We start from the raw sequence: 23,321 nt of genomic DNA on the forward strand, positions 1-23,321 counted from the left end.
CCACACCGGCTCGCCGCAGTCGCCGTAGTGGGAACTCGCGGTTCTGAACGCGGAACTCGCGGTCCGCGGTGGGGGACTCGCGGGCAGGAGCGGGGGACTCGCGGTCAGTGCAGGGTGCGGGAGATGGTGAGGGCGGCGGTACGTACGGCCGGAGCCACCCGGTCCAGCCGCATCCGGTTCGTCCAGCCGGAGATGGACACCGCCGCCACCGCCGCTGCGCCCGGGGAGCGTAACGGGCTCGCGACGCACACCACACCGACGCCGGATTCCTCGCGGTCGTAGGCGAGGCCGTCCTGGCGAACCCTGGCCAGTTGGCGCCGAAGCAGCCCGGGGGCGGTGATCGTGCGGCTGCTGATCCTCGCCAGCCCCGCCGCGATCACCGTGTCCACAACGGACTCGGGGGAGTGGGCGAGGATCGCCTTGCCCACGGCCGTGGCGTGAGCGGGGAACCGGCCGCCGACCCGCGAAGGCAGCGTCGGCGCGTCGGGCCCGCGCAGGATGTCGAGATAGACCACCTCGGTACCCTCCAGCACCGCCAGGTGCACGGTGTTGCGGGTGGCCTCGCGCAGATCGGCCAGGTAGGGCCGTGCCGCGTCCACCAGGCCACGCTGCCGCGTCGCGAGCTGCCCGATCTCGAACAGCTTCAGCCCCAGCCGCACACCGGCGCCGTCACGCTCGAGCAGCCCGCCCGCCAGCAGCTGCGTGGTGAGGCGGTGCACGCTGGATTTCGACACGCCGGTCCTGCGGGACAGCTCCGACACGCCCAGCGCCTCGTCACCGGGCCGGAACGCGGTGAGCAGCGCGGTCAGCCGGGCCGCCGTCGATGCGGCGTGGTTCCGGTCAGCGGGACACATACGTTGATAATGCCGTACCGCGGGGAGCAGCGTCTTGCACCATGAGCGAATCGGCAGCGGTGGCCGCCATCGTCGGCCCCGGCAACATCGGCACCGACCTGCTCGCCAAGCTGCGCCGCAGCGAGCGGATCGACGTGCGATACATGGTCGGCATCGACCCCGACTCCGACGGGCTGCGCCGGGCACGCGAGCTGGGTGTCGAGGCGTCGGCGGAGGGCGTCGACTGGCTGCTGGCCCAGCGGGTGCGCCCCGACCTGGTGTTCGAGGCGACCTCGGCGAGAGCGCACCTGGCCGCCGCGCCACGCTACGCCGAGGCGGGCATCCAGGCGATCGACCTGACGCCCGCGGCCGTCGGGCCGTTCACCTGCCCCGTGGTGAACCTGCCCGACCAACTCGACGCGCCGAACCTCAACCTGATCACCTGTGGTGGCCAGGCCACCATCCCGATGGTGCACGCGGTCAGCACGATCACGCCGGTGCCCTACGCCGAGATCGTGGCGTCGGTGTCCTCGCGTTCGGCGGGTCCGGGCACCCGCGCCAACATCGACGAGTTCACCCAAACCACCGCGCGCGGTCTCGAGATCGTCGGCGGCGCCGACAAGGGCAAGGCGATCATCATCATCAACCCGATGGAACCGCCGATGATCATGCGGGACACGGTGTTCTGCGCGATCGGCCCCGACGCCGACCGTGACGCCGTCGCCGAATCGGTGCACCGCATGGTCAGCGATGTACAGACCTACGTGCCCGGCTACCGGCTCACCGCCGACCCGCAGTTCGACGACCCGAGGCCGGAGTGGAACGGCATGGCGAGGGTCGCGGTGTTCCTGGAGGTCGAGGGCAACGGCGACTACCTGCCGCCCTACGCGGGCAACCTGGACATCATCACCGCCGCGGCGGCCAAGGTCGGCGAGTTGCTCGCCGAGCGCATCGTGGAAAGCAGGGGAGTGCGGGCATGAGCGAGCGGGTACGGCTGGTCGACACCACGCTGCGCGACGGCAGCCACGCGATGGCGCATCAGTTCACCGAGGCGAACGTGCGCGACACCGTGCGCGCGCTGGACACCGCTGGGGTCTCCTTGATCGAGGTGACTCACGGCGACGGGCTGGGCGGGTCCACCTTCAACTACGGATTCTCCAAAGTGGACGAGCGGGTGCTGATCGCCGCGGCGGTCGAGGAGGCCAAGCGCGCCACGATCGCGGTGCTGCTGCTGCCGGGGCTGGGCACCGTCACCGACATGAAGGCCGCCGCCGACCTCGGCGCGGGTGCCGTGCGCATCGCCACCCACTGCACCGAGGCGGACGTGTCCATCCAGCACTTCGGAGAGGCACGCAAGCTCGGGCTGGAGACCGTGGGCTTCCTGATGCTGGCGCACATGTCCACCCCGGAGGAGTTGGCCAAGCAGGCCCGCATCATGGTGGACGCCGGTTGCGAGTGCGTGTACGTGGTGGACTCGGCAGGAGCGCTGATCCTGGAGGACGCCTCCGACCGGGTGGCCGCGCTGGTCGCCGAGGTCGGCGGCAGCGCACAGGTCGGTTACCACGGGCACCAGAACCTCAGCTTCGGTGTCGCCAACTCCGTGCTGGCCTACCGCGCGGGAGCCAGGCAGATCGACGGCTCGCTTGCCGCTCTCGGTGCGGGCGCGGGCAACTCGCCCACCGAGGTACTGGCCGCGACCTTCGAGCGGCTCGGTGTGGAGACCGGTGTGGACAAGGACGTGCTGATGGCGGCCGCCGAGAACGTCGTCAAGCCCTACATCACCCGGCTTCCCGTCATGGACCGCTCGTCGATCGTGCAGGGGTTCGCCGGGGTCTACTCCAGCTTCCTGCTGCACGCCGAACGCGCGGAGCAGCGCTACGGGGTGCCCGCGCACGAGATCCTGTACGAGGTGGGCAGGCGCCGCTACGTGGGCGGGCAGGAAGACATGATCATCGACATCGCGCTGCGGCTGGCCGAGCGCGGCGCGGGCAAGTGATCAGGAGTGCAGCGCGTTCGCGCCGAGCACCAGACGCACGCAATGGGCGATGAGGCGTTGCCTGCTGACGTCGAGCGTGCCCGCGAGGTAGCCGATGAACAGGTTGGCGAGCCCACCCACCAGCGCCGTCGCGGTCATGGCGCGGTCACGCTCGTCGACCCGGTCGGACAGCTGCTCGCGCACCAGTTCGGCGAACATCGGCAGCCGCTGGCTGCCGTAGCGGCTCAGCGCGGGGTCGGCCAGCGGCGCGAGCAGCAGCACCCGGCCCTTGCGCGGGTCGTCCAGGATCAGTGTGACGAAGGCCGTGACCGCCGCCTCGGCGCGCTTGGCCGGTGTCGGCTCCGCCGAGGTGACCGCCTCCACGAGCGCACGGTGGGCCAGCGCGACCACGTCGTCGTAGACGGCGAGGATGAACTCGTCGCGGTCGGCGAAGTTCTCGTAGAAATAGCGCTCGGTGAGCTTGGCCTGCCTGCACGCGGCCCGCACGCTGACCGCGCCGCTGTCACCGGTGCCGAGCAACTGGACCCCGACGTCGAGGAACCGTCGCCGCCGTGCCGCCTTGCGGTCCGCCAGCGTGGTGCCCGCCCAGGTTCGCTCCGTTCCCGACATGCGCCCACCCTAGGCCAGACAATTGACTACGGTCGTTGTCAATCATAGCCTGAGCTCATGACGACCGCCGAACCTCTCGGACCCGACTCGCTGACCTGGCGCATCTTCGGTGACTGGCGTGGCCTGCTGATCGCGCTGTGGGCGGGCTCCATGCAGAACATGCACCCCGAACTCGGTGCGGGTGTGGAGCAGCATTCGAAGTTCTTCGACGAGCGCTGGCAGCGGTTGTACCGCTCGCTGTATCCCATCGGTGGCGTGATCTACGACGGGCCGCGCGCGCAGCGTACGGCCGTGCAGGTGCGCGGATACCACGACACCATCAAGGGAGTGGACTCGCGTGGCCGCCGCTACCACGCCCTGAACCCCGACACCTTCTACTGGGCACACGCCACCTTCTTCGTGAGCACACTGCTCATCGCGGAGCACTTCATGGGCGGGCTCACCGAAGCGCAGCGGCGCAAGCTGTTCGACGAGCACGTCCAGTGGTACCGGCTGTACGGCATGAGCATGCGTCCGGTGCCCAAGACCTGGGAGGACTTCCAGCGGTACTGGCACCACATGTGCACCGAGGTGCTCGAGGACAACAAGGCCACCCGTGACGTGCTCGACATCTCCCGCATCGCCAAGCCACCGGTGCTGCGGCTGCTGCCCGACACACTGTGGAAACTGCTGCGTGTGCCGATCGCGAAGGGGTTCGTGTGGCTGACCGTCGGCATGTACGACCAGCCGGTGCGAGACCTGCTCGGCTACCGCTGGTCCAGCCGCGACGCCAGGCTGCACCGGCTCGTCGGCCGCGCGATCAACGCCGCGTTCACCCTGGTGCCGTTCGAGCGGCGTTATCATCCCCGGGCCAGGGCGGGCTGGCGCCGCGCGTTCGGCAAGGACTCCGCCGACGCGCCACTGGTCGAGACCCCGGCCAGGAACCTGCCTCCCGTGCACGAACGGGACTGGCCGACGCATTACTCACCCGCCGTGTGAAGGGAAGGCAAGCGTGAAACTCGGCTACCACATCGGATACTGGTCCTCCGGCCCGCCGGAGGGCGCGGTCGAGGCCATCCGGACAGCGGAGGAGTTGGGCTTCGACTCGGTGTGGACGGCCGAGGGCTACGGCTCCGACGCGCTGACGCCGCTGGCCTGGTGGGGAGCGGCGACCTCCCGCATCAAGCTGGGCACCAACATCGTGCAGATGTCGGCACGCACCCCCACGGCCACCGCGATGGCGGCGATGACGCTGGACCATCTCAGCGGCGGCCGGTTCGTGCTCGGCCTCGGCGCGTCGGGGCCGCAGGTGGTGGAGGGCTGGTACGGCCAGCCCTATCCCAAGCCGCTGGCACGCACCCGCGAGTACGTCGAGATCGTGCGCAAGGTCGTGGCCAGGGAGCAACCCGTCACCCACGACGGCCGCTTCTACCAACTGCCGCTGCGGGACGGCACCGGGCTCGGCAAGCCGTTGAAGGCCACCGTGCATCCGCTGCGCAGGCACATCCCGATCTACCTCGCGGCGGAGGGGCCGAAGAACGTCGCGCTGTCGGCGGAGATCTGTGACGGCTGGCTGCCGCTGTTCTTCTCCCCCAGAAGCGACGACTTCTACCGTGGTGCGCTGCGGGAGGGATTCGCCAGGCGCGGCGAGCAGCCCGCCGACTTCGAGGTCGCCGCCTCGGTGCCGGTGATCGTGCACGACGACGTCGAGCAGGCCGCCGACCTCATCCGCCCGGCGCTGGCGCTCTACATCGGCGGCATGGGCGCGAAGACGATGAACTTCCACCACGACGTCTTCGCCAGGATGGGCTACCAGGACGTGGCGGACAAGGTCCAGGAGTTGTACCTGGGCGGGAACAAGGCCGAGGCCGCCGCCGCGATCCCCACCAGTCTGATCGAGGACACCTCGCTGATCGGTCCGCCCGCCAAGATCCGCGAGGAGTTGGCGGCGTGGGAGGAGTCCGTGGTGACCACCCTGCTGCTACGCGGCGACGCCGCGATGCTGCGCAAGGTCGCCGACGTCCTGTCCTGATCCGGTGCGCGCGGCGGGGTGGCTACCGCCGCGGGGGGAAGTAGTGCCACTATTCCCCCAATCGAACGACCGCCGGGGAGGGCCATGTCCACGCTGGGCACACGAACGCGGCTTGGCTACTCCCTCGGGTCGTTCGTCACCGGAGCCTTCGGCACCGTCCCCGGCCTGCTGCTGCTGCCGTACCTGACCGACACGATGGCGGTACCCGCGGCCGCGGCGGGGGCGATCGTGCTGCTGCCCAAGGCATGGGACGTGCTGTTCAACCCGATCGCGGGCCGAATCTCCGACGCCGACCTGCTGCGCAAGGGCAGCAGGCGCCGCTCGGTACTCGCGGGCGGGCTCGCGCTGGCCTTGGCGTTCGCGGCGCTGTTCGCCCATCCCGGTTTCGGCAGCGTGGCCGCGGACGCGGCCTATGTGGTGCTGGCGTTCTTCCTCTGCGCCACCGCCTTCGCGTTCTTCCAGGTGCCGTTCAACGCGCTGCCTGCGGAACTGACCGAGGGCTACCACGAGCGCACCCGGCTCACCACCTGGCGCATCGCCGTGCTCGCGCTGGCGATCCTGGTCTCGGGCGCGGTCGCGCCTGCCATCGCCAGCGGAATCGGCGGTGTGGGTGGCTACCGTGCGATGGGCGGGTTCGTCGCCGTGCTGATCGTGGCAGGAACTCTCAGCGTCTACTTCGGCATCCGGCGCGCCCCCGTCGGCAGGCTGCGTGCGCCCACCCCCACCTGGCGGGCACTGCTGGCGACCATGCGGGCGTGGCGATCGTTTCGCTGGCTGCTCGCCGTCTACTTCGTGCAGGCGCTCGGTGTGGCCACGCTGCTGGCCGGGGTGAGCTACCTGGCCCGCTTCGTGCTCGGCGACGCCGACCTGCAGTCGTTGCTGTTCGCCGGGTTCGTCGCGCCCGCGCTGCTGGTGATGCCGGTGTGGGACCGGATAGGCCGCTCCGGCGGCAAACTCGCGGGCTTCCGCGTGGCCTCCGCCCTGTTCGCGGTGGCGCTGATCGGACTCGTGTTCGCCAGGGCACTGCCGATCGCCGCGGTGTTCGGCTTCGTCGCGATCGCGGGCATCGGCTACGCGGGTATCCAGGTCTTCCCGCTGGCCATCCTGCCCGACCTCATCACGGCCGAGGAAGAACGCACGGGCGCCACCAGGGCGGGCGTGACCGCCGGGGTATGGACGGCGGCGGAAACGCTCGGGCTGGCACTCGGCCCGGGCATGTTCGGCCTCGTGCTGGCCGCCGGGGGTTACGTATCGAGTTCGGAGGGCACGGTGACACAACCCGACAGCGCACTCACCGCGATCACGCTGGGCTTCTCGGCGTTGCCGGCGGTACTGATCGCGGCAGGCATCCCGTTGCTGCGGCGCAGCGTGCTCGAGGCCGAGCCACGCAAGGCCGAGGCGACGGCATGACTCACGGTATGACTCACGGCAAGAGCGACGGCATGAACGGCGGCACGAACGGCGGCAAGAGTATCGACGACGTGCTCGCCGAACTGCGGGCGCTGCGGGAAACCGACCTGCCGACCCACGGCGGCCGCACGCTCGCCTACGTCTACGACAGCGGGCTGGCCGAGGTCGGCGAACTCGGCGAACGCGCACACGCGTTGGCGTCGTCGGCCAACGGGCTCGATCCGACCGCGTTTCCCAGCCTGCTGCGGATGGAGAACGACCTCGTGGCCACGGCCGCGCGGCTGCTGGGCGGGGACGAACGTACCGTCGGCTCGGTCACCTCCGGCGGCACCGAGTCCTGCATGCTCGCGGTACTGGCCGCCCGCGAAGGCGCCAAGCAGCGCACGAGCACACCGAACATCGTGCTGCCCAGCACGGCGCACGCGGCGTTTCGCAAGGCCGCGCACCTGTTCGGGCTGCGGGCGGTACACGTCGCGGTGGACGAGAAGACCTTCCGTGCCGACCCGGCGGCGATGGCGGCCGCCATCGACGACGACACCGTGCTCGTCGTGGCGAGCGCCCCCTCCTACGCGCACGGCGTGGTGGACCCGATTCCGGACATCGCCGCCGAAGCGGCCCGACGGGGGGTGCGCATGCACGTCGACGCGTGCATCGGCGGCTGGGTGCTGCCGTACCTGCGCCGCCTCGGCGACGAGGTACCCCCGTTCGACCTCGCGGTGGAAGGGGTCACCAGCATCTCGGTGGACCTGCACAAATACGCCTACTGCCCCAAGGGCGCCTCCGTGCTGCTGCACGCCGACGCCCGACTGCGCGGCGGACACTACTTCGCCAGCGCCGACTGGCCCGGCTACACCATGCTCAACACCACGCTGCAGTCCACCCGTTCCGGCGGGCCGCTGGCCGCGGCATGGGCCGTGGTGCGCTATCTCGGCGACGACGGATACCTGCGGCTGGCACGCGACACCCGCACCGCGACCGAGCGGATCAGAACCGGCGTCGACGGCGTCGAGGGGCTGCGCGTGCTGGGCTCGCCCGACGCCACCCTGCTCGCCGTGACCAGCGAGGACGGCGCCGACTTCGACCTGTTCACCGTCGCCGACGAGATGGCGCTTCGAGGCTGGTACGTGCAGCCGCAGTTCGGCCACGGCTCCTCGCCGGTGAACCTGCACCTGACGATCACGGCCGCCAACCACGGCGACGAGGACGGCTTCCTCACCGACCTCGCCGACGCGGTGGCGGCGGCACGCGCGGCGGGTCCCGTGGTCGTGGCCGAGGAGATGCGGACCCTGATCGGCGCCATCGATGCGGACACGCTGACCGCCGAGCAGTTCGAGGGGCTGCTGCAGGCCGCGGGGCTCGACGTCGCGGGCGGGCTTCCCGACCGCATGGCACAGGTCAACGCGCTGCTGCAGGCCGCGCCCGCCCGGCTGCGGGAGCGGGTGCTACTGGAGTTCCTCGGGCTGCTCTACCGCCCGCACCGCGGGTAGCCGCGCGGGACCGCTCACCGGTGGGTGCGTTGTGATGTTGGCGGCACATCCACCGGCCCGGCACGGGTCGGGCCGGGGCTGACGGCATGCTTGGCGCATGCCTCAGGAGCAGCACTACCTCGCCGGGCTGGACCTCGCCGGGCGCAGGGTCGTCGTGGTCGGCGGCGGCAGCGTCGCGCAGCGCAGACTGCCTCGGCTGGTGCGCGCCGGTGCGGCCGTGGAGGTCGTCGCACCGCACACCACCGCATCGGTGAGCGCCATGGCCGACACGGGCGAGCTCACCTGGCACCGGCGCCGCTACGCCGAGGGTGACCTCGACGGCGCGTGGTATGCGATGGCCTGCACCGATGACGCCGCCGTGAACGCCGCCGTGTGCCAGGAGGCACAGCGGGCCAGGGTGTTCTGCGTGCGCGCCGACGCCGGTGTCGAAGGCAGCGCGGTCACCCCGGCCACGGGCGAGCACGACGGGCTGCTGCTCGGTGTCCTTTCCGGTGGGAACCCGCACCGCTCCTCGGCGGTGCGCGACGGCCTGCTCGACGCGCTGCGGACGCGCACCGTCGCCGATCCCGGCGAGGACGTCCGGCCGCAGGACGGCGGTTCGCGGGCGGGAGTGGCGCTGGTCGGCGGCGGGCCCGGTGACCCGGAACTGATCACCGTGCGCGGGCGCAGGCTGCTGGCCAGGGCCGATGTGGTGGTCGTCGACCGGCTCGCGCCGCGCGAACTGCTGGACGAGTTGCCGCCGCACGCGGAGGTGGTGGACGCCGCGAAGATCCCCTACGGCCGCGCGGCCAGCCAGGACGTCATCAACCGCGTGCTCGTCGAACGCGCGCAGGCGGGCAAGTTCGTGGTGCGGCTCAAAGGCGGCGACCCCTACGTGTTCGGCCGCGGCTTCGAGGAGGTGCTGGCCTGCGCGCGGGCGGGCGTTCCCGTGACCGTCGTGCCCGGCATCACCAGTGCCTTCGCCGTCCCCGCCGTGGCCGACGTGCCGGTGACCCATCGCGGCGTGGCGCACGAGGTGGTGGTGGTGTCCGGCCACGTCCCACCAGGGCACGAGCAGAGTTTGGTGGACTGGGAAGCGCTCGGCAGGCTGCGAGGCACGGTCGTGCTGATGATGGGGGTCGAGCGCATCGAGTTGTTCGCCGACGCGCTGCTGTCGGCGGGCAGGGCAGCCGACACACCGGTGGTGATGGTCGCCGACGGCACGATGCACACCCAGCGGGTGGTGCGCTCGACGCTGAGCCGGATCGCGGCCGACGCCGCCGACGCGGGCATCCGGCCACCCGCGGTCACGGTGATCGGTCCGGTCGCGGGCCTGCTGGACGGCGATGGCAGCGGCCCACGAAACCGGTGATGGCCTCGGTCAGCCTCGATGGTTGCAGGCGCAGTTCGACGGGACTGCGTGCCTGCACGAACTCCGCGTCCGGCAGGTCGGCGGCGAGCGTGTCGGCGTCGCCGAACGGATGCACGGGATCACGCTCGTGACCGATCACCAGCGTCGGCGCCTTGATGCGCCCCCGGATCTCCTTGGGCGGTGCGATGCGGCCGAAGAACACCCCGTGCAGCAGCGCCGCCATGGCGGCGGGCCGCTGGTCGAGCGTGTCGGTGACGACGTCGATCCACTGGTTGCCGTGCGGCACCCTGCGCGCGGCGGCGCCGACCGCCCGTACGGTGAACGGCAGAAACCGGGCCGCGAACAGCAGCGGGCCGAACGTGAGCAGGCCCGCGACCAGCGCGTTGTCCAGCACCGGCATCTCGATCAGCAGGCCGAGCACGCGCTCGGGTGCCTCGACGGCCACCTCGAGCGCCACGTTGGCGCCCAGCGAGGTACCGCCGACCACCGCGCGCCGCACCTTCAGGTGGTCCAGCAACGCCAGGGTCTGCCCCGCGAACGCGGGCATCGAGTACGACCAGGACTGCTCGGGCCGGTCGGAGTCGCCGTGGCCCAGCAGGTCGAGCGTCACGACCCGGTAGCCGGCCGCGGCGAGTTCCCTGGCCAGCGGCGCGTGCATGCGGCGGGTGAACATGATCCCGTGGGTGAGCACGATCACCTCGTCGCCGTAGCCGTACTCGGTGTAGGCCAGCCGGTGGCCGAGGTGCTCGAACGACCCGGCCAGCTCCAGTGGCGGCGTGTCGTCTCGCCGCGGTGGGGACGCGAAATCGGTGGCGGGGACGGTACTCATGTGGCCAAGGCTAACGTGGCTGGCCCGCTGCCAACGACGTACGCGAGGATGTGAGCCATGACGGAAAGCCAGCCCGCGGGTCAGCAGAGCCCGCGATCAGTCGCCGACCTGCCCGCTCTCGTCTCGCTCGGCGTGGAGCTCGACGGCCGGGTCGCGGAGGTCACGCTGCTCGGCCCCAACAAGGGCAACGCCATGGGGCCGGACTTCTGGCGTGAGCTGCCGCTGGTGTTCGGCGCGCTGGACGCCGACCCGCAGGTCCGGGCCATCGTGCTCACCGGCAGCGGGAAGCATTTCTCCTACGGGCTGGACCTGCCCGCGATGCTGCCGTCGTGGTCGGAGTACCTCTCCGGAGAGGCGCTGGCCAAGGCAAGGCTGGGGCTGCTCGACGAGATCCGCAGGCTGCAGGACTCGGTGTCCTCGATCGCGGCCACCCGCAAACCGGTGATCGCGGCCGTGTCCGGGTGGTGCGTGGGCGGCGGTGTCGACGTGATCAGCGCCGCGGACATCCGGCTCGCCAGCGCGGAGGCGAAGTTCAGCGTGCGGGAGGTGAAGGTCGCCATCGTCGCCGACGTCGGCAGCCTGCAGCGGCTGGCTTCCATCGTCGGTGAGGGCCACCTGCGCGAGCTTGCCCTCACCGGCAAGGACATCGACGCCGCCCGCGCCGAGAAGATCGGGCTCGTCAACGACGTCTACCCCGACCGCGACTCGGTGCTGGCCGCTGCGCGGGAGCTGGCGGCCGAGATCGCCGCCAATCCGCCGCTTGTCGTGCAGGGCGTGAAGGAGGTCCTCGCTGTCAACACCGAGGAGCGGGTGCGCGCGGGACTGCGCTACGTCTCGGCATGGAACGCGGCGTTCCTGCCCAGCAAGGACCTCGGCGAGGCGGTGCAGGCGTTCACGCAGCGGCGCGAACCCGACTTCACCGGCGAGTGACCGTCGGCGCCCGTGCGGGCGAGGTCTCCAGGCGGAGGTGACGCGCGCGGCACCTGGCGGCGACGATGAGCACACCGACAGCGGCAGACCGACAGGGGCATGCCGAGCAGGTAGCAGACGCAGGGAGAGCATCGTGGGCAACGACGCCGACGCGGCGGTTCACCGGCGGTTCCGGGAAGCAAGGGACTACCTCCTTCACAACCGTGAGGACTACGCCACCGCGTACGCGAACTTCGAGTGGCCGAGGTTCACCGAGTTCAACTGGGCGCTGGACTGGTTCGACCAGATCGCTGCCGACCCGGCCAACGAGAGCCGCTACGCGCTGTGGATCGTCGAGGAGGACGGCTCGCAGGGCCGCTGGACCTTCCCCGAGCTCTCCCGAAGGTCGAGCCAGGTGGCGAACTGGTTGCGGCAACGCGGGGTTCGGCGCGGCGACCGCCTCATCCTGATGCTGGGCAACCAGGTCGAGTTGTGGGAAACGATCCTGGCCGCGGCCAAGCTGGGTGCTGTCATCATCCCCGCATCGACGTTGCTCGGTCCGGCCGACCTGCGCGACCGAGTCGACCGCGGCGACGCTCGGCACGTCGTGATCCGCTCGGCGGACACCGAGAAGTTCGCCGAGGTGCCCGGTGACTACACGCGAATCGCGGTGGGCGAGCCGGTTTCCGGTTGGCATTCCTTCGCGGCGGCCTACTCCGCCGACGCCGCGTTCAGCCCGGACGGGCCGACCGGCGCGGACGATCCGCTGCTGCTGTACTTCACCTCCGGCACCACCGCGAAGCCGAAACTGGTGCAGCACACCCATGTTTCCTACCCCGTCGGGCATCTGTCGACGATGTACTGGCTTGGGCTCGAGCCCGGTGACGTGCACCTCAACATCTCCTCGCCGGGCTGGGCCAAACACGCGTGGAGCAACGTGTTCGCGCCCTGGAACGCCGAGGCCACGGTGTTCCTCTACAACTACACCCGGTTCGACGCCGACGCGCTGATGGCGCAACTGGACCGATGCGGAGTCACCAGCTTCTGCGCACCGCCGACCGTGTGGCGCATGCTCATCCAGGCCGACCTGTCGGCGTTGCGCAAGCCGCCGACGAAGGTCGTCGGGGCGGGGGAGCCGCTCAACCCCGAGGTGATCGAGCAGGTCCGCAAGTCCTGGGGGGTGACCATCCGGGACGGCTTCGGGCAGACCGAGACCAGCGTGCAGATCGCGAACACCCCGGGCCAGCCGGTGAAGCCGGGGTCGATGGGCCGCGCGGTGCCGGGGTTTCGGGTCGTGCTGCTCGACCCGGTCAGCGGCGAACCCTCCTCGGAGGGCGAGATCTGTCTGGACCTCACACACCGGCCGGTGGGGCTGATGGCAGGCTACGCCGACGACGACGAGCGCACCGCCACGGCGTTCGCGGGAGGGTACTACCACACCGGTGACGTCGGCTCGATCGACGAGAACGGCTACATCACCTACGTCGGCCGCACCGACGACGTGTTCAAGGCCTCCGACTACCGCATCTCACCCTTCGAACTGGAGAGCGTGCTGCTGGAGCACCCCGCGGTGGCCGAGGCGGCCGTGGTGCCCTCGCCCGACCCGATCCGGCTGGCGGTTCCCAAGGCCTACGTCGTGCTCGCCGCCGGGCACGAGCCCAGCGGCGAGACCGCGGAGTCGATCCTGCGGTTCTGCAGGCAGAACCTGGCGCCCTACAAGCGCATCCGCAGGCTGCAGTTCGCCGACCTGCCCAAGACGATCTCCGGCAAGATCCGCAGGGTGGAGCTTCGGGGCAGGGAGAACGAGGCGGGCGAGCGCAGGCAGCAGGGGGAGTACCGCGAGGAGGACTTCCCCGGTCTGAAGTCCTGAGCCGCACGCCCGTTGCGGTCACTCGCAGTAACGGCAGGCCCGGCCGGTGACCCTTCTACTGTGGACGGTTGGCCCGCCGGGTCCGGTGCGGGCCGCGGTCGCGTGGTGGCAGAATCACCTTCGAGCTAACGGATCGCGCCCCACGGCCGATAGCGTCGACGGGCGCGTGCACGGATGTGTAGAGCCGCGCTCACGGGTTACCCCCACAGTGAACAACCGGAACCGAGCACAGGCAGTGATGAGGACCGAACGAGACTACGAGAACGAGGCGCCGGAGCCGCCCACCACACCGTGCACAGTGGTGTGGAGCCAAGGCAGGCCCTACGTGCTCGAGAGCGGCCCCGGGCGGCCGCGCTGGATGGGCACGGACAGCCACGGCAGGCCGCAGGCGCTGACCGGGGAGGACCTGCGGCGGCGGGGCTGGAGTTACCGCCGCGCCAGGTGAACGGCGGCAGGCCGGGTGCCGCTACCGTGAACGGGTGAGCGATGCCCAGCCTGCCGACTCGGCGGAGCCGGTCGGCGTGACCGGTGATCGAGAACCCTCGCTCGTCGGCCAGTTGCTGACCGTACCCAACATCCTTTCGCTGCTGCGGCTGGCCGGGGTTCCGGTGTTCCTGTGGCTGTTGCTCGGTCCGGAGGAGGACGGGTGGGCGCTCGCGCTGCTGGTGGTCAGCGCGCTGACCGACTGGCTCGACGGCAAGCTGGCGCGCTGGCTGGACCAGGCGAGCAGGCTCGGCCAGTTGCTCGATCCCGCCGCGGACCGGCTCTACATCATGGCCACGCTGGTGGCGTTCCTGCTTCGCGAGATCGTTCCGTGGTGGCTGGTCGCCGCGCTGGTGGGCAGGGAGCTGATCGTCGGTCTGGCTCTGCTGGTTCTCGGCAGGTACGGCTTCGGCCCACCCGAGGTGACCTACGCGGGCAAGGCGGCGACGTTCGGGCTGATGTACGCGCTGCCGTTGCTGCTCGTCATCCAGGGGGAGTCGCAGGTGGCCGAGATCGCTCGCCCGTTCGCCTACGCGTTCACGGCGTGGGGTTGCGCGCTGTACCTGTGGTCGGGAGCGCTGTATGTGCTGCAGACCGGCAGAGCCGTTTCGAGCGTTCGATCCGGCGTGGCGTTGTGCGAGGATTCGGGCGGCGAGGACCGGTGACGAGCAGGAAAGGGGACGCCAGTTGTCCACTCCGGAAGAGCTGCGCTACACCGAGGAGCACGAGTGGGTCGCCGTGCTCGACGAGGAGCGGGTGCGGGTCGGGATCACCGAGTACGCGCAGGACCAGCTCGGTGACGTGGTGTTCGTCGACCTGCCGGAGATCGGCCGCCAGGTGGACGCGGGGGAGGTGTTCGGCGAGGTCGAGTCGACCAAGAGCGTCTCGGAGCTGTTCGCCCCGCTGGACGGGGAGGTCGTGGCTGTCAACGACGCGGTGGCCGAAACCCCGGAGTTGATCAACAGTGACCCCTACGGAGAGGGCTGGCTGATCGAGCTGAGGCTCAGCGACGCGGGCACGGTGGAGGGGCTGCTCGATGCCGAGGCCTACCAGCGCGTGACTCAAGGCTGATCAGGGAGCCCCGGCACTGCCCGGCGACCACGCACGGTACGTTGGCTACACCACGTTTTGCCCACAACACTTCAGTGCGTAAGGAGAGCTCAGGTGAGCACGAACGACGGGCCCGGCGTTCCCCCGGAGCAGTCTCCGGAGCGGACTTCCGTATTCCGGGCCGACTTCCTGTCGGAAGGGGAGGGCCAGGAGGCGCCTGCGGTGGAGCCGCAGGACGCCGGTGTCGACGCGCTGCCGGCGGGCTCCGCACTGCTGGTGGTCAAGCGCGGCCCCAACGCGGGCTCCCGCTTCCTGCTCGACCGGGACACCACGAGCGCGGGCCGTCATCCCGACAGTGACATCTTCCTGGACGATGTCACCGTTTCTCGCCGCCACGCCGAGTTCCGCCGTGAGGGCGGCGAGTTCGTCGTGATCGACGTCGGCAGCCTCAACGGGACCTACGTCAACCGGGAACCGGTCGACCAGGCCGTGCTCGCGGGCGGCGACGAGGTCCAGATCGGCAAGTTCCGCCTCGTCTTCCTCACCGGCCCGGGACACGGGGGCCAGGGGGCACGGTGACGGCTGCCGGCCGGCCGCAGCGCGACGGGTTGAGCATCGGGGCGGTCCTGGCGCAGTTGCGCAAGGACTTTCCCGACGTGACCATTTCCAAGATCAGGTTCCTCGAGTCGGAGGGGCTGGTCCGGCCTGCCCGCACACCGTCCGGTTATCGCCAGTTCACCGCCGCCGACGTGGAGCGGTTGCGTTTCGTTCTCGCGGCACAACGCGATCACTACCTTCCGCTGAAGGTCATCAAGGAACAGCTGGACGCGGCCGACAGCGCCTCGCACCCCGACAACCCGGGTCCACGCCTGCCGCGCAGGCTGGTCTCGCTCGCCGCTCCCGGTGACGGCGAGCTCGCGGGTATGCCGACACCCGACGACTTCGTCGGCGACCACGAGACCAGGCTGACGCGGGACGAACTGCTCGCGCGGGCGGGAATCGACGACGACCTGCTCGACGAGCTGCGACAGTACGGGCTGCTGCGCCCGGTCGCGCCGGAGCTCTACGACTCCGACGCCGTGCGCGTGGCCCAGACCGTGAAGAAGATGACGGAGTTCGGCATCGAGCCCAGACACCTGCGCGCCTTCCGCGCCTCCGCCGACAGGGAGGTCGGGCTCGTCGAGCAGATCGTCGCGCCGCTGTCCCACCAGCGCGACGCCGAGGCCAAGGCACGAGCCGACGAGGTGGTGCGCGAACTGGCCGCACTGTCTGTCACCCTGCACACCTTGCTGGTCAAGGCCGGTATCCGGACGGTGACCGGCGGGTAGACTCGGTCGGGTGCCCGGACCAGCGTTCTCGTGTCGAGTCTGTTACGCCACATCTCGATGGTGCATCGATGTCGGGACCGATGCCGTACGGTGGGTTCGAGGTTCGCGAAAGAGCCGACGGAACTAAGTTCGTTGCGAGCACAGCGCCCGCCTGACGGGTAGCGTCGACTTTGTCGATGCGGGATCCTCGTCACAGCGCTGCTGCCCGCACGCAGGAGAGGGAGGCGAAGCCCGATGAGCGAGATGCGCGTCGTCGGCGTACGGGTCGAGCTGCCCGCGAACCAGCCGATCTTGTTGCTGCGGGAGACCGAGGGTGAGCGGTACCTGCCGATCTGGATCGGCTCGGTGGAAGCCACGGCCATCGCGCTGGAGCAGCAGGGCGTACGGCCGGCCCGGCCGCTGACACACGACCTGCTCAAGGAGGTCATCGGCGCGCTCGGCAGGGAGCTGCAGCAGGTCATCATCACCGATCTTCGGGAAGGCACCTTCTTCGCCGAGTTGGTGTTCGACGGTGACGTCCGCGTCTCAGCGAGGCCGAGCGACTCGGTGGCGCTGGCGCTGCGGGTCGGGGTGCCGATCCACGCCGAGGAGTCGGTGCTGGAGGAAGCGGGTTTGATCATCCCCGACGAGCAGGAGGACGAGGTCGAGAAGTTCCGCGAGTTCCTCGACTCCGTCTCGCCCGAGGACTTCCGCGGCGCCGACACCTGACGCCGCGGCCGCGTGCGGCCCGACCCCACCACCCGATACCGGGCAAGTCGTTGCCCCGCCCAGCCGGTCGCCGCTGCCCCGACCCCGCCCGATCTCCGGTGCTCGGTTCCCACCCGGATGAGTGATACGGGCTGAGTGATCGACACCAACCGACTCCGCCACGACATGCGCCCAAGGGTGTCCGCGCGTCGCGTTGACCCCTTGCCCGGGCGGGCTTACCGTCGAAGCCAAGACGAATCGCGCCGGTGTGATTCCGCCTGCTGGGACCGGCGTGGTGGTTGGGCGCGGTTGTCGTACCGGTCGTTCCCATCCCGGGGGCGGAGGTCTTGTTTCGCCGGCCGTGCGCCGGGCGAGAGGAGGCATGCGTGGTCGACGAGAGCCCGATCAGGGCCGCCGACGGCGAGCAGGGTGAACTCTTCCCCGACGCGTCGTTGCCGGACGAACTGGTTGGCTACCGCGGTACCGCTGCGTGCCAGATCGCGGGCATCACCTACCGGCAGCTCGACTACTGGGCCAGGACGAAACTGGTGATGCCGAGTATTCGTACCGCGCACGGCTCCGGTTCGCAGCGGCTGTACTCGTTCAAGGACATCCTGGTCCTCAAGATCGTGAAGCGCCTGCTGGACACCGGCGTCTCGCTGCAGAACATCAGGGTCGCCGTGGAGCATCTACGGGCGAGGGGTGTGCGGGACCTGGCAAGGGTGACGCTGTTCTCCGACGGTACGACGGTCTACGAATGCACCTCGCCGGAGGAGATCGTGGACCTGCTGCAGGGCGGCCAGGGTGTGTTCGGGATAGCCGTGAGCGGAGCCATGCAGGAGATCAGCGGCACCATCCACGAGTTCCCCGCCGAGCGGGCCGACGGTGGCGAGATCGCTCCCGTCGTGCCCGACGAGTTGACGCAGCGGCGCAACGCCCGCCGTACCGGCTGAACCGGCGGACGGGTCGCCCCGGAGTCACGCCCTGCGACCCCGGGGCGGTCGAGTTGTCAGGCGGGGACCTTGTCGAGGAAGCCGTACACGGCGCTGATGCGCTCACCCTCGGTGACGATCACGTCGAAGCCGATCACGACCGGTTCGCTCGCGCCGCCCTGACCGAGCCGCCACTGGAACCGGGCGATGTGGTTGTGGCCGTCGACCTGCCCACCCAGTTCGAACGACAGGCCCGCGAACTGTCGCTGGGCTCCGGCGACGAACGTGTCGATCCCGTCCCAGCCCGCGACGGAGCCGAGCGGATCGGTGTAGGTGGCCTCGGGGGTGAACAGCCGCTCGATGAGCGCCCGCCGTCGCGTGGCGTCGCCGGCGTTGAAGACCTCGAGGTAGCGCCGCGCCAGCGTGCTGAACGGTGAGGTGGGTTGCGACATGGCCGGTCCTTTCACGTGATGACCCATGTATAACGACCTATACGGCTGGTCTCCGGGTGCTGGATACCGAACCCACCGTGTCGCCACCGAGGCAGGCGTGTCGATTACCCGTGAGGTCATGGCGCGGACGAGGCAGCGCGACATAGCGTTGTGCGCCATGAGCACCGCGACGGCGGCCAGGGCGCCCCACGAACCCTTCGGCGAGCTGCTGCGACAGTGGCGCGGCCTGCGTCGCGTCAGCCAGCTCGACCTCGCCCTCACCGCGGGTGTGAGCACGCGGCACCTGAGCTTCGTCGAGACCGGCAGGGCCAAGCCCAGCAGGCGGCTGGTGCTGCTGCTCGGCGAACACCTGGAGGTGCCGCTGCGGGAACGCAACAGGTTGCTGCTCGCGGCCGGTTACGCGCCGGTCTACACCGAGACGTCGCTGGATGCCCCGGAACTGGCGGTGGCGCGGCAGGCGGTGCGCCGGTTGCTCACCGCCCACCTGCCGTTTCCCGCCGTGGCCGTCGATCGCGGCTGGAACCTGGTGGAGGGCAACGCGAGCGTGACGATGTTGCTTTCAGGGGTGTCGCCCGAGCTGCTGCGGCCGCCGATGAACGTGCTGCGAGTCACACTGCACCCCGACGGGATGGCACCGATGATCGTCAATCTGGGGGAGTGGCGTGCGCACCTGCTCGGCAGGCTACGTCGCGAGGTCGCCGCGACCGGCGACGAACGGCTGGTCGCGCTGCTGGAGGAACTGCGCGGCTACCCGTGTGAGCAGCAAGTGCCCGAGGTGGAACTGCCTGCGCCCGGCGACATCGTGGTGCCGCTGCGGCTGCGTGGCGCCGCGGGCGAGGAGTTGTCGTTCTTCAGCACCGTGGCGACGTTCGGCACCCCGCTCGACATCACGCTCGCCGAGTTGTCGATCGAGGCGTTCTACCCGGCGGACGAGGCCACAGGCAGGGCCGTCACCGCGTGGCAGGCGTGAGGCCCGCGTCGCTGAAGCCGGTCCGCTGCTCGGGCGCCACCAGGAATGCCCGGAAGGACTGCGCGGCCCGCTGCTGGACGTCGTCCACCTGCTCGCCCGCCAGCGTCACGAACGGGTAGTCGGCGCCTGCGCCCGTGGCCACCGAGCGGGCGCTCGAACCGAGCACGCCGGGCCGCTGGTTGGACAGCTGCTCGATCGAGGAGGAGGACTCGGGAATCCACGCGGCGGGCATTTCGGCGGTGGAGCCGGCGAGCAGTGAGTCGAGCACCTGCTGAGTAGGCACGGCCTCGACATCGACGTCGACGCAGTAGCCGTGCACGACGGTGCGGTTGTCGTTCCATTCCTGCGCTGCCCGCATCACCGGCTGCTCGACCGACGGTGCGACGGCGACCTGAATGGAGGTCTCGCCGTCCTGGCAGTCGGCAGCCTGTGCCTGCGCCCTGCTCTGCACGACGCCGTCGGCCCAGTTCCAGCCGAACCAACCCAGCACAAGCAGCACGACAAGGACGACACTCGCGATCGGCCACGCCGCCACGCCGCGACGGGAGGTCCTACCGATCGCCCGGTGAGTGCCGGTGGAGGTCAGCGCGTCGGACCGCTCGACGGCGGGGTGGTCGACGATGCTGTGTCTCCCCATCGGAGTCCTTTCAGTCCTCTCGACACCCGAGTGAATACGCTCGGTGAACGAAACCAAAACGTTATCACTCTATCAGCCCAGCAATGATTTCGGACTGTGACGAAAATCAGGTTCGGCTGCGTTGCTGGTCGGAGGCGTTGAGTAGCGCCCGGTAGCACTCGATCAGGCGAGCACGCAGCGGGGCCGCCCTGCGCGCGAACGATTCCTGTGCTCGGGCGTACTGGGCCCGACCCTCAGCGGTCTCGATCGGCACCGGGGAGTAACCAAGGGCGGACAGGTCGTAGGGGCTGGCCCGCATGTCCAGCTCCCGGATGTCGGCCGCGAGTTCGAAGCAATCGCCGAGCAGCTCGGCCGAAACGCTGACACCGAGCTTGTACGCCCACTTGTACAGATCCATCCCGACATGCAGGCAGCCGGGCTGGTCGAGGTCGGGTTGGGTCTGCCTGGTGGGCCGAAGCGCGTTCAGCGGGCGGGCCGCGTCGGTGAAGAACCGGAAGGCGTCGAAGTGCCCACAGCGCACGCCGAGTGACTCCAGCACCTCGTCGGTGCCCGCCGAGCCGAGCCGCAGCGGAAGTTGCGGGTGCCGAAGCCGCTGGGGTGACTCCCGGTAGACCATGGCCCACTCGTGCAGCCCGAAGCAGCTCAGCCTCGGTGGTCGCCGCGCGGTCGCCTCCAGCAGCGCCAACGTGCGCTCGGCGGCCCTGCCCCTGGCCGCGGTGAGGGTGGCTTCGTTCACCGCCACGCCGCCCGCGACCTCGTGATACCCGCCGCGCCGCAGGAAACGGGCGGCCGAGGGGCCTTCGAGAACCACGCCGGGGCCCGGCTGCCAGCGCTCCAGGTGCGCGGGCGGGTGCGAGTAGTAGGTGAACAGGAAGTCCAACACCGGGTGCTTGTCCCCGCTGGACCGGCGGGCGCGGTGTGGCACCGTCCAGCGACGCATCCGCTCGACGTGCGCCCGCTCGCGCCCGTGCCACTGCTGTTCGGTCAGCCGCATGGTCACCTCGTGACGTGGGTGCCGTCGCGGACGGTCCCCACGTATTCCTCCAGCAGGTCCTCCAGCGCCACGATCCCGGTCACCGTGCCGTCGCCGTCCACCGCGGCGGCAAGGTGGCTGCCCTCCCGCCGCATCGCCGACAGCGCCCTGTCCAGCCTGGCGTACAGCGGTAACTCGGTCAGCCTCCTCGTCTTGGCGGAAGGCACGGTGGTCGCTGGGTCCTCGCCGACCTGATCCAGCACGTCCTTGACATGCAGGTACCCGGAGAAGCCACCGCCGGGAGCGCGTACCGGGAACCGCGAGAACCCGGTGGACGACACCGCACGCTCCACGTCGCCGACGGTGGGGCTGGGCGGCAGCGTCGTCAACTCCGCAAGCCCCACCTGCACGTCGGCCACGGTCTTGCCAACCGACGACAGCGTCTGGCTCAGCCTGCGGTGCTCGGAGTGTTCCAGCAGGCCCTCCCGCCGCGACTCGCTGAGCAGGGCGGCGAGTTCGTCGGAGGTGTAGCCGGTTTCCACGGCGTCCCTTGGCTGCACCTTGAACAGCCGCAGCAGCGAGTTGGCAACGCCGTTGAGCACCCAGATGAACGGGCTCACCACCCGCACCCACAGCACGTGCGGCGGCACCAGCCACAGCGCGAGCCGCTCCGGCTCCGCGATGGCCAGGTTCTTGGGCACCATCTCGCCGATGAGGACGTGCAGCAGCGTGAGGGCGATCAGGGTGACGGCGAAGGCCACGGCGTGCACCACGTAGCCGGGCAGCGGCAGCCCCACCACCGTCACCAGCGCCTCCAGCTGGTGCGCCACTGCGGGCTCGCCGAACAACAGCAGCAACAGCGAGGAGATCGTGATGCCGAGTTGGGCGCCCGCCAGCATCGCGGAGACGTTGCGGCCCGCCTTGAGCACGATCCTCGCCCGCGTCTTGCCCTGCTCCAGCAGCGCCTCGAGGCGGTCACGGCGTGAGGAGATCAGCGAGAACTCCGCGCCGACGAAGAAGGCGTTGGACAGCAGCAGGACGCCGATGAGGGCGATCGAGACCCAGTCGCTCAACCGGACCCCTCCCGTCGCTGCACGCACACCTCGGCCACGCGGTGGCGGTCCATGTCGGTCACGATCAGCCGCCAGCCGTCGATGTCCACGCGGTCGCCGACATCGGGGATCTTGCCGAGCCGCTCCAGCAGCAGACCCGCGACCGTCTCGTAGTCGCCTTCGGGCATCCGGAAGCCCGTGATGTCCAGCACCTCGTCGTCGCGCAGCTGGCCGGAGACGATCCAGCTGTCGGCGGTGATCTGCTGGGAGGTCGGCTCCTCCCGCTCGTCGTGCTCGTCGCGGACCTCGCCGACGATCTCCTCGACGACGTCCTCCAGCGTCACCAGGCCCGCCGTGCCGCCGTACTCGTCCACGACGAGCGCGAGTTGGAAGCGGGAGTCGCGGAGCCGGTCCAGCAGCGCGTCACCGGGAAGCGACTCGGGCACCGTCGGCATCGGTCGCATCAGCGAGCCGACCGCGGTGCTCTCGCGCTCGTCGGAGGGCACGGTGAAGGCCTGTTTGACGTGGACGGCGCCCTGCACGTCGTCCAGGTCCTCGCGGTAGACGGGGAAGCGGGAACGGCCGGTGGCGCGCGAAAGCGCCACCAGTTCGTTCACGTCCGCGTCGACGTGCAGTGCCTCCAGCCGCACCCTCGGTGTCATCAGCTCCGCCGCGGTGCGGTCGCCGAAGCGAAGCGAGCGGTCGAGTAACTCCGCCGTGGAGACGTCGAGGGTGCCGGACTCGGCGCTGGAGCGAACGATGGAGCCCAACTCCTGCGGCGAGCGCGCCGAGCGCAACTCCTCCTGCGGCTCCACCCCGAGTTTGCGAACCACCCAGTTCGCGCTGTTGTTCATCAGGGTGATCAGCCAGCGAAACAGCGCAGAGAACCGGGAGTGGTACCCGGCGACGGCGCGGGCGGTCTGCAGCGGGCGCGCCACGGCCAGATTCTTCGGCACCATCTCGCCGATCACCATCGAAAGCGCCGTGGCCAGGAGCATGGCGACGACCAGCGAGGTGCCTGCCGCCGCGCCCTCCGGCATGCCCAGCCCGGTCAGTGCGGGCCGTACGAACCGGCCGAGCAGCGGCTCGGCGACGTAGCCGGTGACGAGCGTGGTGATCGTGATGGCGACCTGCGCTCCGGAGAGCTGGAACGACAGCGTCCGGTGCGCCTTGAGCACCGTCTTGGAACGGCGGTCACCGACCTGCCGGACGTTGGCTTCGATCGTGCTGCGCTCGAGGGTGGTCAGTGAGAACTCGGCCGCGACGGCCAGGCCGGTGCCGACGGTGAGCAGGATGACGAACAGGGCGCCCAGCACGGTCAGCAGGATGTCCATCAGCCTGCACCACCGGCGTTCGCCTCGAGGGGGTCCGGTAAGCCGGGCTCATCGCCCGGCTCGCAACTGTCACCCGGTGACCGGGCGTCTTGCACGAGAGTGCTCACTCCTCAGTGAA

25 protein-coding genes are annotated in these 23,321 nt (G+C 70.1%); 17 read left to right on the forward strand and 8 right to left on the reverse strand.

All coding sequences use genetic code 11. The features are described from left to right. Positions 1-104 precede the first annotated feature (104 nt). Positions 105-854 carry an IclR family transcriptional regulator gene (locus SACMADRAFT_RS13515; RefSeq protein ID WP_009154384.1) on the reverse strand — a complete coding sequence of 250 codons (750 nt, stop codon included), beginning with the start codon at positions 852-854 and terminating at the stop codon, positions 105-107. Positions 855-895: 41 nt separating this feature from the next. Between SACMADRAFT_RS13515 and SACMADRAFT_RS13520 the strand changes: the two genes are divergently transcribed. After that, positions 896-1,813 (forward strand): acetaldehyde dehydrogenase (acetylating), encoded by a 918-nt coding sequence (locus SACMADRAFT_RS13520; protein WP_009154385.1) that lies wholly within the window; start codon positions 896-898, stop codon positions 1,811-1,813. Continuing rightward, positions 1,810-2,829, forward strand: a complete 1,020-nt coding sequence (gene dmpG / locus SACMADRAFT_RS13525) for a 4-hydroxy-2-oxovalerate aldolase (protein ID WP_009154386.1) — start codon at positions 1,810-1,812, stop codon at positions 2,827-2,829. Before SACMADRAFT_RS13520 ends, dmpG begins: the two co-directional genes overlap by 4 nt. Here the strand turns inward: dmpG and SACMADRAFT_RS13530 are convergent, their stop codons facing one another. After that, entirely contained in the window at positions 2,830-3,438 is a 609-nt protein-coding gene (locus SACMADRAFT_RS13530) for a TetR/AcrR family transcriptional regulator (protein WP_009154387.1), read from the reverse strand. A 57-nt stretch (positions 3,439-3,495) separates the two neighbouring features. Here SACMADRAFT_RS13530 and SACMADRAFT_RS13535 point away from each other — a divergent pair, with 57 nt between their 5' ends. The 5 genes from SACMADRAFT_RS13535 (at position 3,496) to cobA (ending at position 9,697) form a co-directional block, all read left to right on the forward strand. Then, positions 3,496-4,416, forward strand: coding sequence for an oxygenase MpaB family protein (locus SACMADRAFT_RS13535; protein WP_009154388.1), 921 nt, complete (start codon positions 3,496-3,498; stop codon positions 4,414-4,416). A 13-nt stretch (positions 4,417-4,429) separates the two neighbouring features. Further along, complete coding sequence (locus SACMADRAFT_RS13540) at positions 4,430-5,449, forward strand: LLM class F420-dependent oxidoreductase (RefSeq protein ID WP_009154389.1); 1,020 nt, start codon at positions 4,430-4,432, stop codon at positions 5,447-5,449. An 84-nt stretch (positions 5,450-5,533) separates the two neighbouring features. Continuing rightward, positions 5,534-6,859, forward strand: coding sequence for an MFS transporter (locus tag SACMADRAFT_RS13545; protein WP_009154390.1), 1,326 nt, complete (start codon positions 5,534-5,536; stop codon positions 6,857-6,859). 32 nt (positions 6,860-6,891) lie between these two features. Further along, positions 6,892-8,346, forward strand: a complete 1,455-nt coding sequence (locus SACMADRAFT_RS13550) for a pyridoxal phosphate-dependent decarboxylase family protein (protein WP_040926391.1) — start codon at positions 6,892-6,894, stop codon at positions 8,344-8,346. Between the two features lie 97 nt (positions 8,347-8,443). After that, positions 8,444-9,697, forward strand: a complete 1,254-nt coding sequence (gene cobA, locus SACMADRAFT_RS13555; RefSeq protein WP_009154392.1) for a uroporphyrinogen-III C-methyltransferase — start codon at positions 8,444-8,446, stop codon at positions 9,695-9,697. Here the strand turns inward: cobA and SACMADRAFT_RS13560 are convergent. Then, positions 9,633-10,526, reverse strand: coding sequence for an alpha/beta fold hydrolase (locus SACMADRAFT_RS13560; RefSeq protein ID WP_009154393.1), 894 nt, complete (start codon positions 10,524-10,526; stop codon positions 9,633-9,635). The genes cobA and SACMADRAFT_RS13560 overlap by 65 nt on opposite strands. A 57-nt stretch (positions 10,527-10,583) precedes the next feature. Between SACMADRAFT_RS13560 and SACMADRAFT_RS13565 the strand changes: the two genes are divergently transcribed. The 9 genes from SACMADRAFT_RS13565 (at position 10,584) to SACMADRAFT_RS13605 (ending at position 17,806) form a co-directional block, all read left to right on the forward strand. After that, a complete protein-coding gene (locus SACMADRAFT_RS13565) occupies positions 10,584-11,456 on the forward strand; it encodes a crotonase/enoyl-CoA hydratase family protein (RefSeq protein WP_009154394.1) in 873 nt (290 codons plus the stop codon). 133 nt (positions 11,457-11,589) lie between these two features. After that, on the forward strand, positions 11,590-13,305 hold the full coding sequence (locus tag SACMADRAFT_RS13570; RefSeq protein ID WP_009154395.1) for an AMP-binding protein: 1,716 nt from the start codon (positions 11,590-11,592) through the stop codon (positions 13,303-13,305). A 238-nt stretch (positions 13,306-13,543) separates the two neighbouring features. Then, positions 13,544-13,750, forward strand: coding sequence for a hypothetical protein (locus tag SACMADRAFT_RS13575; RefSeq protein ID WP_009154396.1), 207 nt, complete (start codon positions 13,544-13,546; stop codon positions 13,748-13,750). A 34-nt stretch (positions 13,751-13,784) separates the two neighbouring features. After that, on the forward strand, positions 13,785-14,453 hold the full coding sequence (locus SACMADRAFT_RS13580; protein ID WP_408640350.1) for a CDP-alcohol phosphatidyltransferase family protein: 669 nt from the start codon (positions 13,785-13,787) through the stop codon (positions 14,451-14,453). A 22-nt stretch (positions 14,454-14,475) separates the two neighbouring features. After that, entirely contained in the window at positions 14,476-14,859 is a 384-nt protein-coding gene (gene gcvH / locus SACMADRAFT_RS13585) for a glycine cleavage system protein GcvH (RefSeq protein ID WP_009154398.1), read from the forward strand. Between the two features lie 93 nt (positions 14,860-14,952). Continuing rightward, entirely contained in the window at positions 14,953-15,417 is a 465-nt protein-coding gene (gene garA / locus SACMADRAFT_RS13590) for a glycogen accumulation regulator GarA (protein ID WP_009154399.1), read from the forward strand. Beyond that, on the forward strand, positions 15,414-16,166 hold the full coding sequence (gene ftsR / locus SACMADRAFT_RS13595; protein ID WP_009154400.1) for a transcriptional regulator FtsR: 753 nt from the start codon (positions 15,414-15,416) through the stop codon (positions 16,164-16,166). Before garA ends, ftsR begins: the two co-directional genes overlap by 4 nt. A 234-nt stretch (positions 16,167-16,400) precedes the next feature. Then, positions 16,401-16,874, forward strand: coding sequence for a bifunctional nuclease family protein (locus tag SACMADRAFT_RS13600; protein WP_009154401.1), 474 nt, complete (start codon positions 16,401-16,403; stop codon positions 16,872-16,874). Positions 16,875-17,239: 365 nt separating this feature from the next. Beyond that, positions 17,240-17,806 (forward strand): MerR family transcriptional regulator, encoded by a 567-nt coding sequence (locus tag SACMADRAFT_RS13605; protein ID WP_009154402.1) that lies wholly within the window; start codon positions 17,240-17,242, stop codon positions 17,804-17,806. Positions 17,807-17,862: 56 nt separating this feature from the next. Here the strand turns inward: SACMADRAFT_RS13605 and SACMADRAFT_RS13610 are convergent, their stop codons facing one another. Next, entirely contained in the window at positions 17,863-18,237 is a 375-nt protein-coding gene (locus tag SACMADRAFT_RS13610; RefSeq protein ID WP_009154403.1) for a nuclear transport factor 2 family protein, read from the reverse strand. A 157-nt stretch (positions 18,238-18,394) separates the two neighbouring features. Between SACMADRAFT_RS13610 and SACMADRAFT_RS13615 the strand changes: the two genes are divergently transcribed. Then, entirely contained in the window at positions 18,395-19,207 is an 813-nt protein-coding gene (locus tag SACMADRAFT_RS13615; protein ID WP_050998107.1) for a helix-turn-helix domain-containing protein, read from the forward strand. On the opposite strand, the gene SACMADRAFT_RS13620 is transcribed toward SACMADRAFT_RS13615, so the two are convergent. From SACMADRAFT_RS13620 to SACMADRAFT_RS13635, 4 genes are all read right to left on the reverse strand, one after another. Continuing rightward, positions 19,188-19,844: a substrate-binding domain-containing protein gene (locus SACMADRAFT_RS13620; RefSeq protein WP_009154405.1), complete on the reverse strand. Its 657-nt coding sequence runs from the start codon at positions 19,842-19,844 to the stop codon at positions 19,188-19,190. The two genes, SACMADRAFT_RS13615 and SACMADRAFT_RS13620, sit on opposite strands and share 20 nt — an antisense overlap. A gap of 106 nt (positions 19,845-19,950) precedes the next feature. Further along, positions 19,951-20,838, reverse strand: coding sequence for a hypothetical protein (locus tag SACMADRAFT_RS13625; protein WP_009154406.1), 888 nt, complete (start codon positions 20,836-20,838; stop codon positions 19,951-19,953). Positions 20,839-20,840: 2 nt separating this feature from the next. Then, complete coding sequence (locus tag SACMADRAFT_RS13630; RefSeq protein WP_009154407.1) at positions 20,841-21,890, reverse strand: hemolysin family protein; 1,050 nt, start codon at positions 21,888-21,890, stop codon at positions 20,841-20,843. Next, positions 21,887-23,203 carry a hemolysin family protein gene (locus SACMADRAFT_RS13635; protein ID WP_009154408.1) on the reverse strand — a complete coding sequence of 439 codons (1,317 nt, stop codon included), beginning with the start codon at positions 23,201-23,203 and terminating at the stop codon, positions 21,887-21,889. The genes SACMADRAFT_RS13630 and SACMADRAFT_RS13635 overlap by 4 nt, the downstream gene beginning before the upstream one ends. Between the last annotated feature and the right edge of the window lie 118 nt (positions 23,204-23,321).

The sequence above is a fragment of the Saccharomonospora marina XMU15 genome, assembly GCF_000244955.1.
Classification (GTDB): Bacteria; Actinomycetota; Actinomycetes; order Mycobacteriales; family Pseudonocardiaceae; genus Saccharomonospora_A; species Saccharomonospora_A marina.

What these genes read in the sequence shown, in the direction of transcription:
- SACMADRAFT_RS13545 (WP_009154390.1), top strand. Translation starts at nt 5,534, where the DNA reads ATGTCCACGCTGGGCACACGAACGCGGCTTGGCTACTCCCTCGGGTCG.
- SACMADRAFT_RS13530 (WP_009154387.1), bottom strand. Translation starts at nt 3,438, where the DNA reads ATGTCGGGAACGGAGCGAACCTGGGCGGGCACCACGCTGGCGGACCGC.
- SACMADRAFT_RS13520 (WP_009154385.1), top strand. Translation starts at nt 896, where the DNA reads ATGAGCGAATCGGCAGCGGTGGCCGCCATCGTCGGCCCCGGCAACATC.
- SACMADRAFT_RS13615 (WP_050998107.1), top strand. Translation starts at nt 18,395, where the DNA reads ATGAGCACCGCGACGGCGGCCAGGGCGCCCCACGAACCCTTCGGCGAG.
- SACMADRAFT_RS13620 (WP_009154405.1), bottom strand. Translation starts at nt 19,844, where the DNA reads ATGGGGAGACACAGCATCGTCGACCACCCCGCCGTCGAGCGGTCCGAC.
- SACMADRAFT_RS13610 (WP_009154403.1), bottom strand. Translation starts at nt 18,237, where the DNA reads ATGTCGCAACCCACCTCACCGTTCAGCACGCTGGCGCGGCGCTACCTC.
- SACMADRAFT_RS13550 (WP_040926391.1), top strand. Translation starts at nt 6,892, where the DNA reads ATGAACGGCGGCACGAACGGCGGCAAGAGTATCGACGACGTGCTCGCC.
- SACMADRAFT_RS13560 (WP_009154393.1), bottom strand. Translation starts at nt 10,526, where the DNA reads ATGAGTACCGTCCCCGCCACCGATTTCGCGTCCCCACCGCGGCGAGAC.
- SACMADRAFT_RS13625 (WP_009154406.1), bottom strand. Translation starts at nt 20,838, where the DNA reads ATGCGGCTGACCGAACAGCAGTGGCACGGGCGCGAGCGGGCGCACGTC.
- SACMADRAFT_RS13515 (WP_009154384.1), bottom strand. Translation starts at nt 854, where the DNA reads ATGTGTCCCGCTGACCGGAACCACGCCGCATCGACGGCGGCCCGGCTG.
- SACMADRAFT_RS13575 (WP_009154396.1), top strand. Translation starts at nt 13,544, where the DNA reads ATGAGGACCGAACGAGACTACGAGAACGAGGCGCCGGAGCCGCCCACC.
- SACMADRAFT_RS13565 (WP_009154394.1), top strand. Translation starts at nt 10,584, where the DNA reads ATGACGGAAAGCCAGCCCGCGGGTCAGCAGAGCCCGCGATCAGTCGCC.
- SACMADRAFT_RS13600 (WP_009154401.1), top strand. Translation starts at nt 16,401, where the DNA reads ATGAGCGAGATGCGCGTCGTCGGCGTACGGGTCGAGCTGCCCGCGAAC.
- SACMADRAFT_RS13535 (WP_009154388.1), top strand. Translation starts at nt 3,496, where the DNA reads ATGACGACCGCCGAACCTCTCGGACCCGACTCGCTGACCTGGCGCATC.
- cobA (WP_009154392.1), top strand. Translation starts at nt 8,444, where the DNA reads ATGCCTCAGGAGCAGCACTACCTCGCCGGGCTGGACCTCGCCGGGCGC.
- dmpG (WP_009154386.1), top strand. Translation starts at nt 1,810, where the DNA reads ATGAGCGAGCGGGTACGGCTGGTCGACACCACGCTGCGCGACGGCAGC.
- SACMADRAFT_RS13635 (WP_009154408.1), bottom strand. Translation starts at nt 23,203, where the DNA reads ATGGACATCCTGCTGACCGTGCTGGGCGCCCTGTTCGTCATCCTGCTC.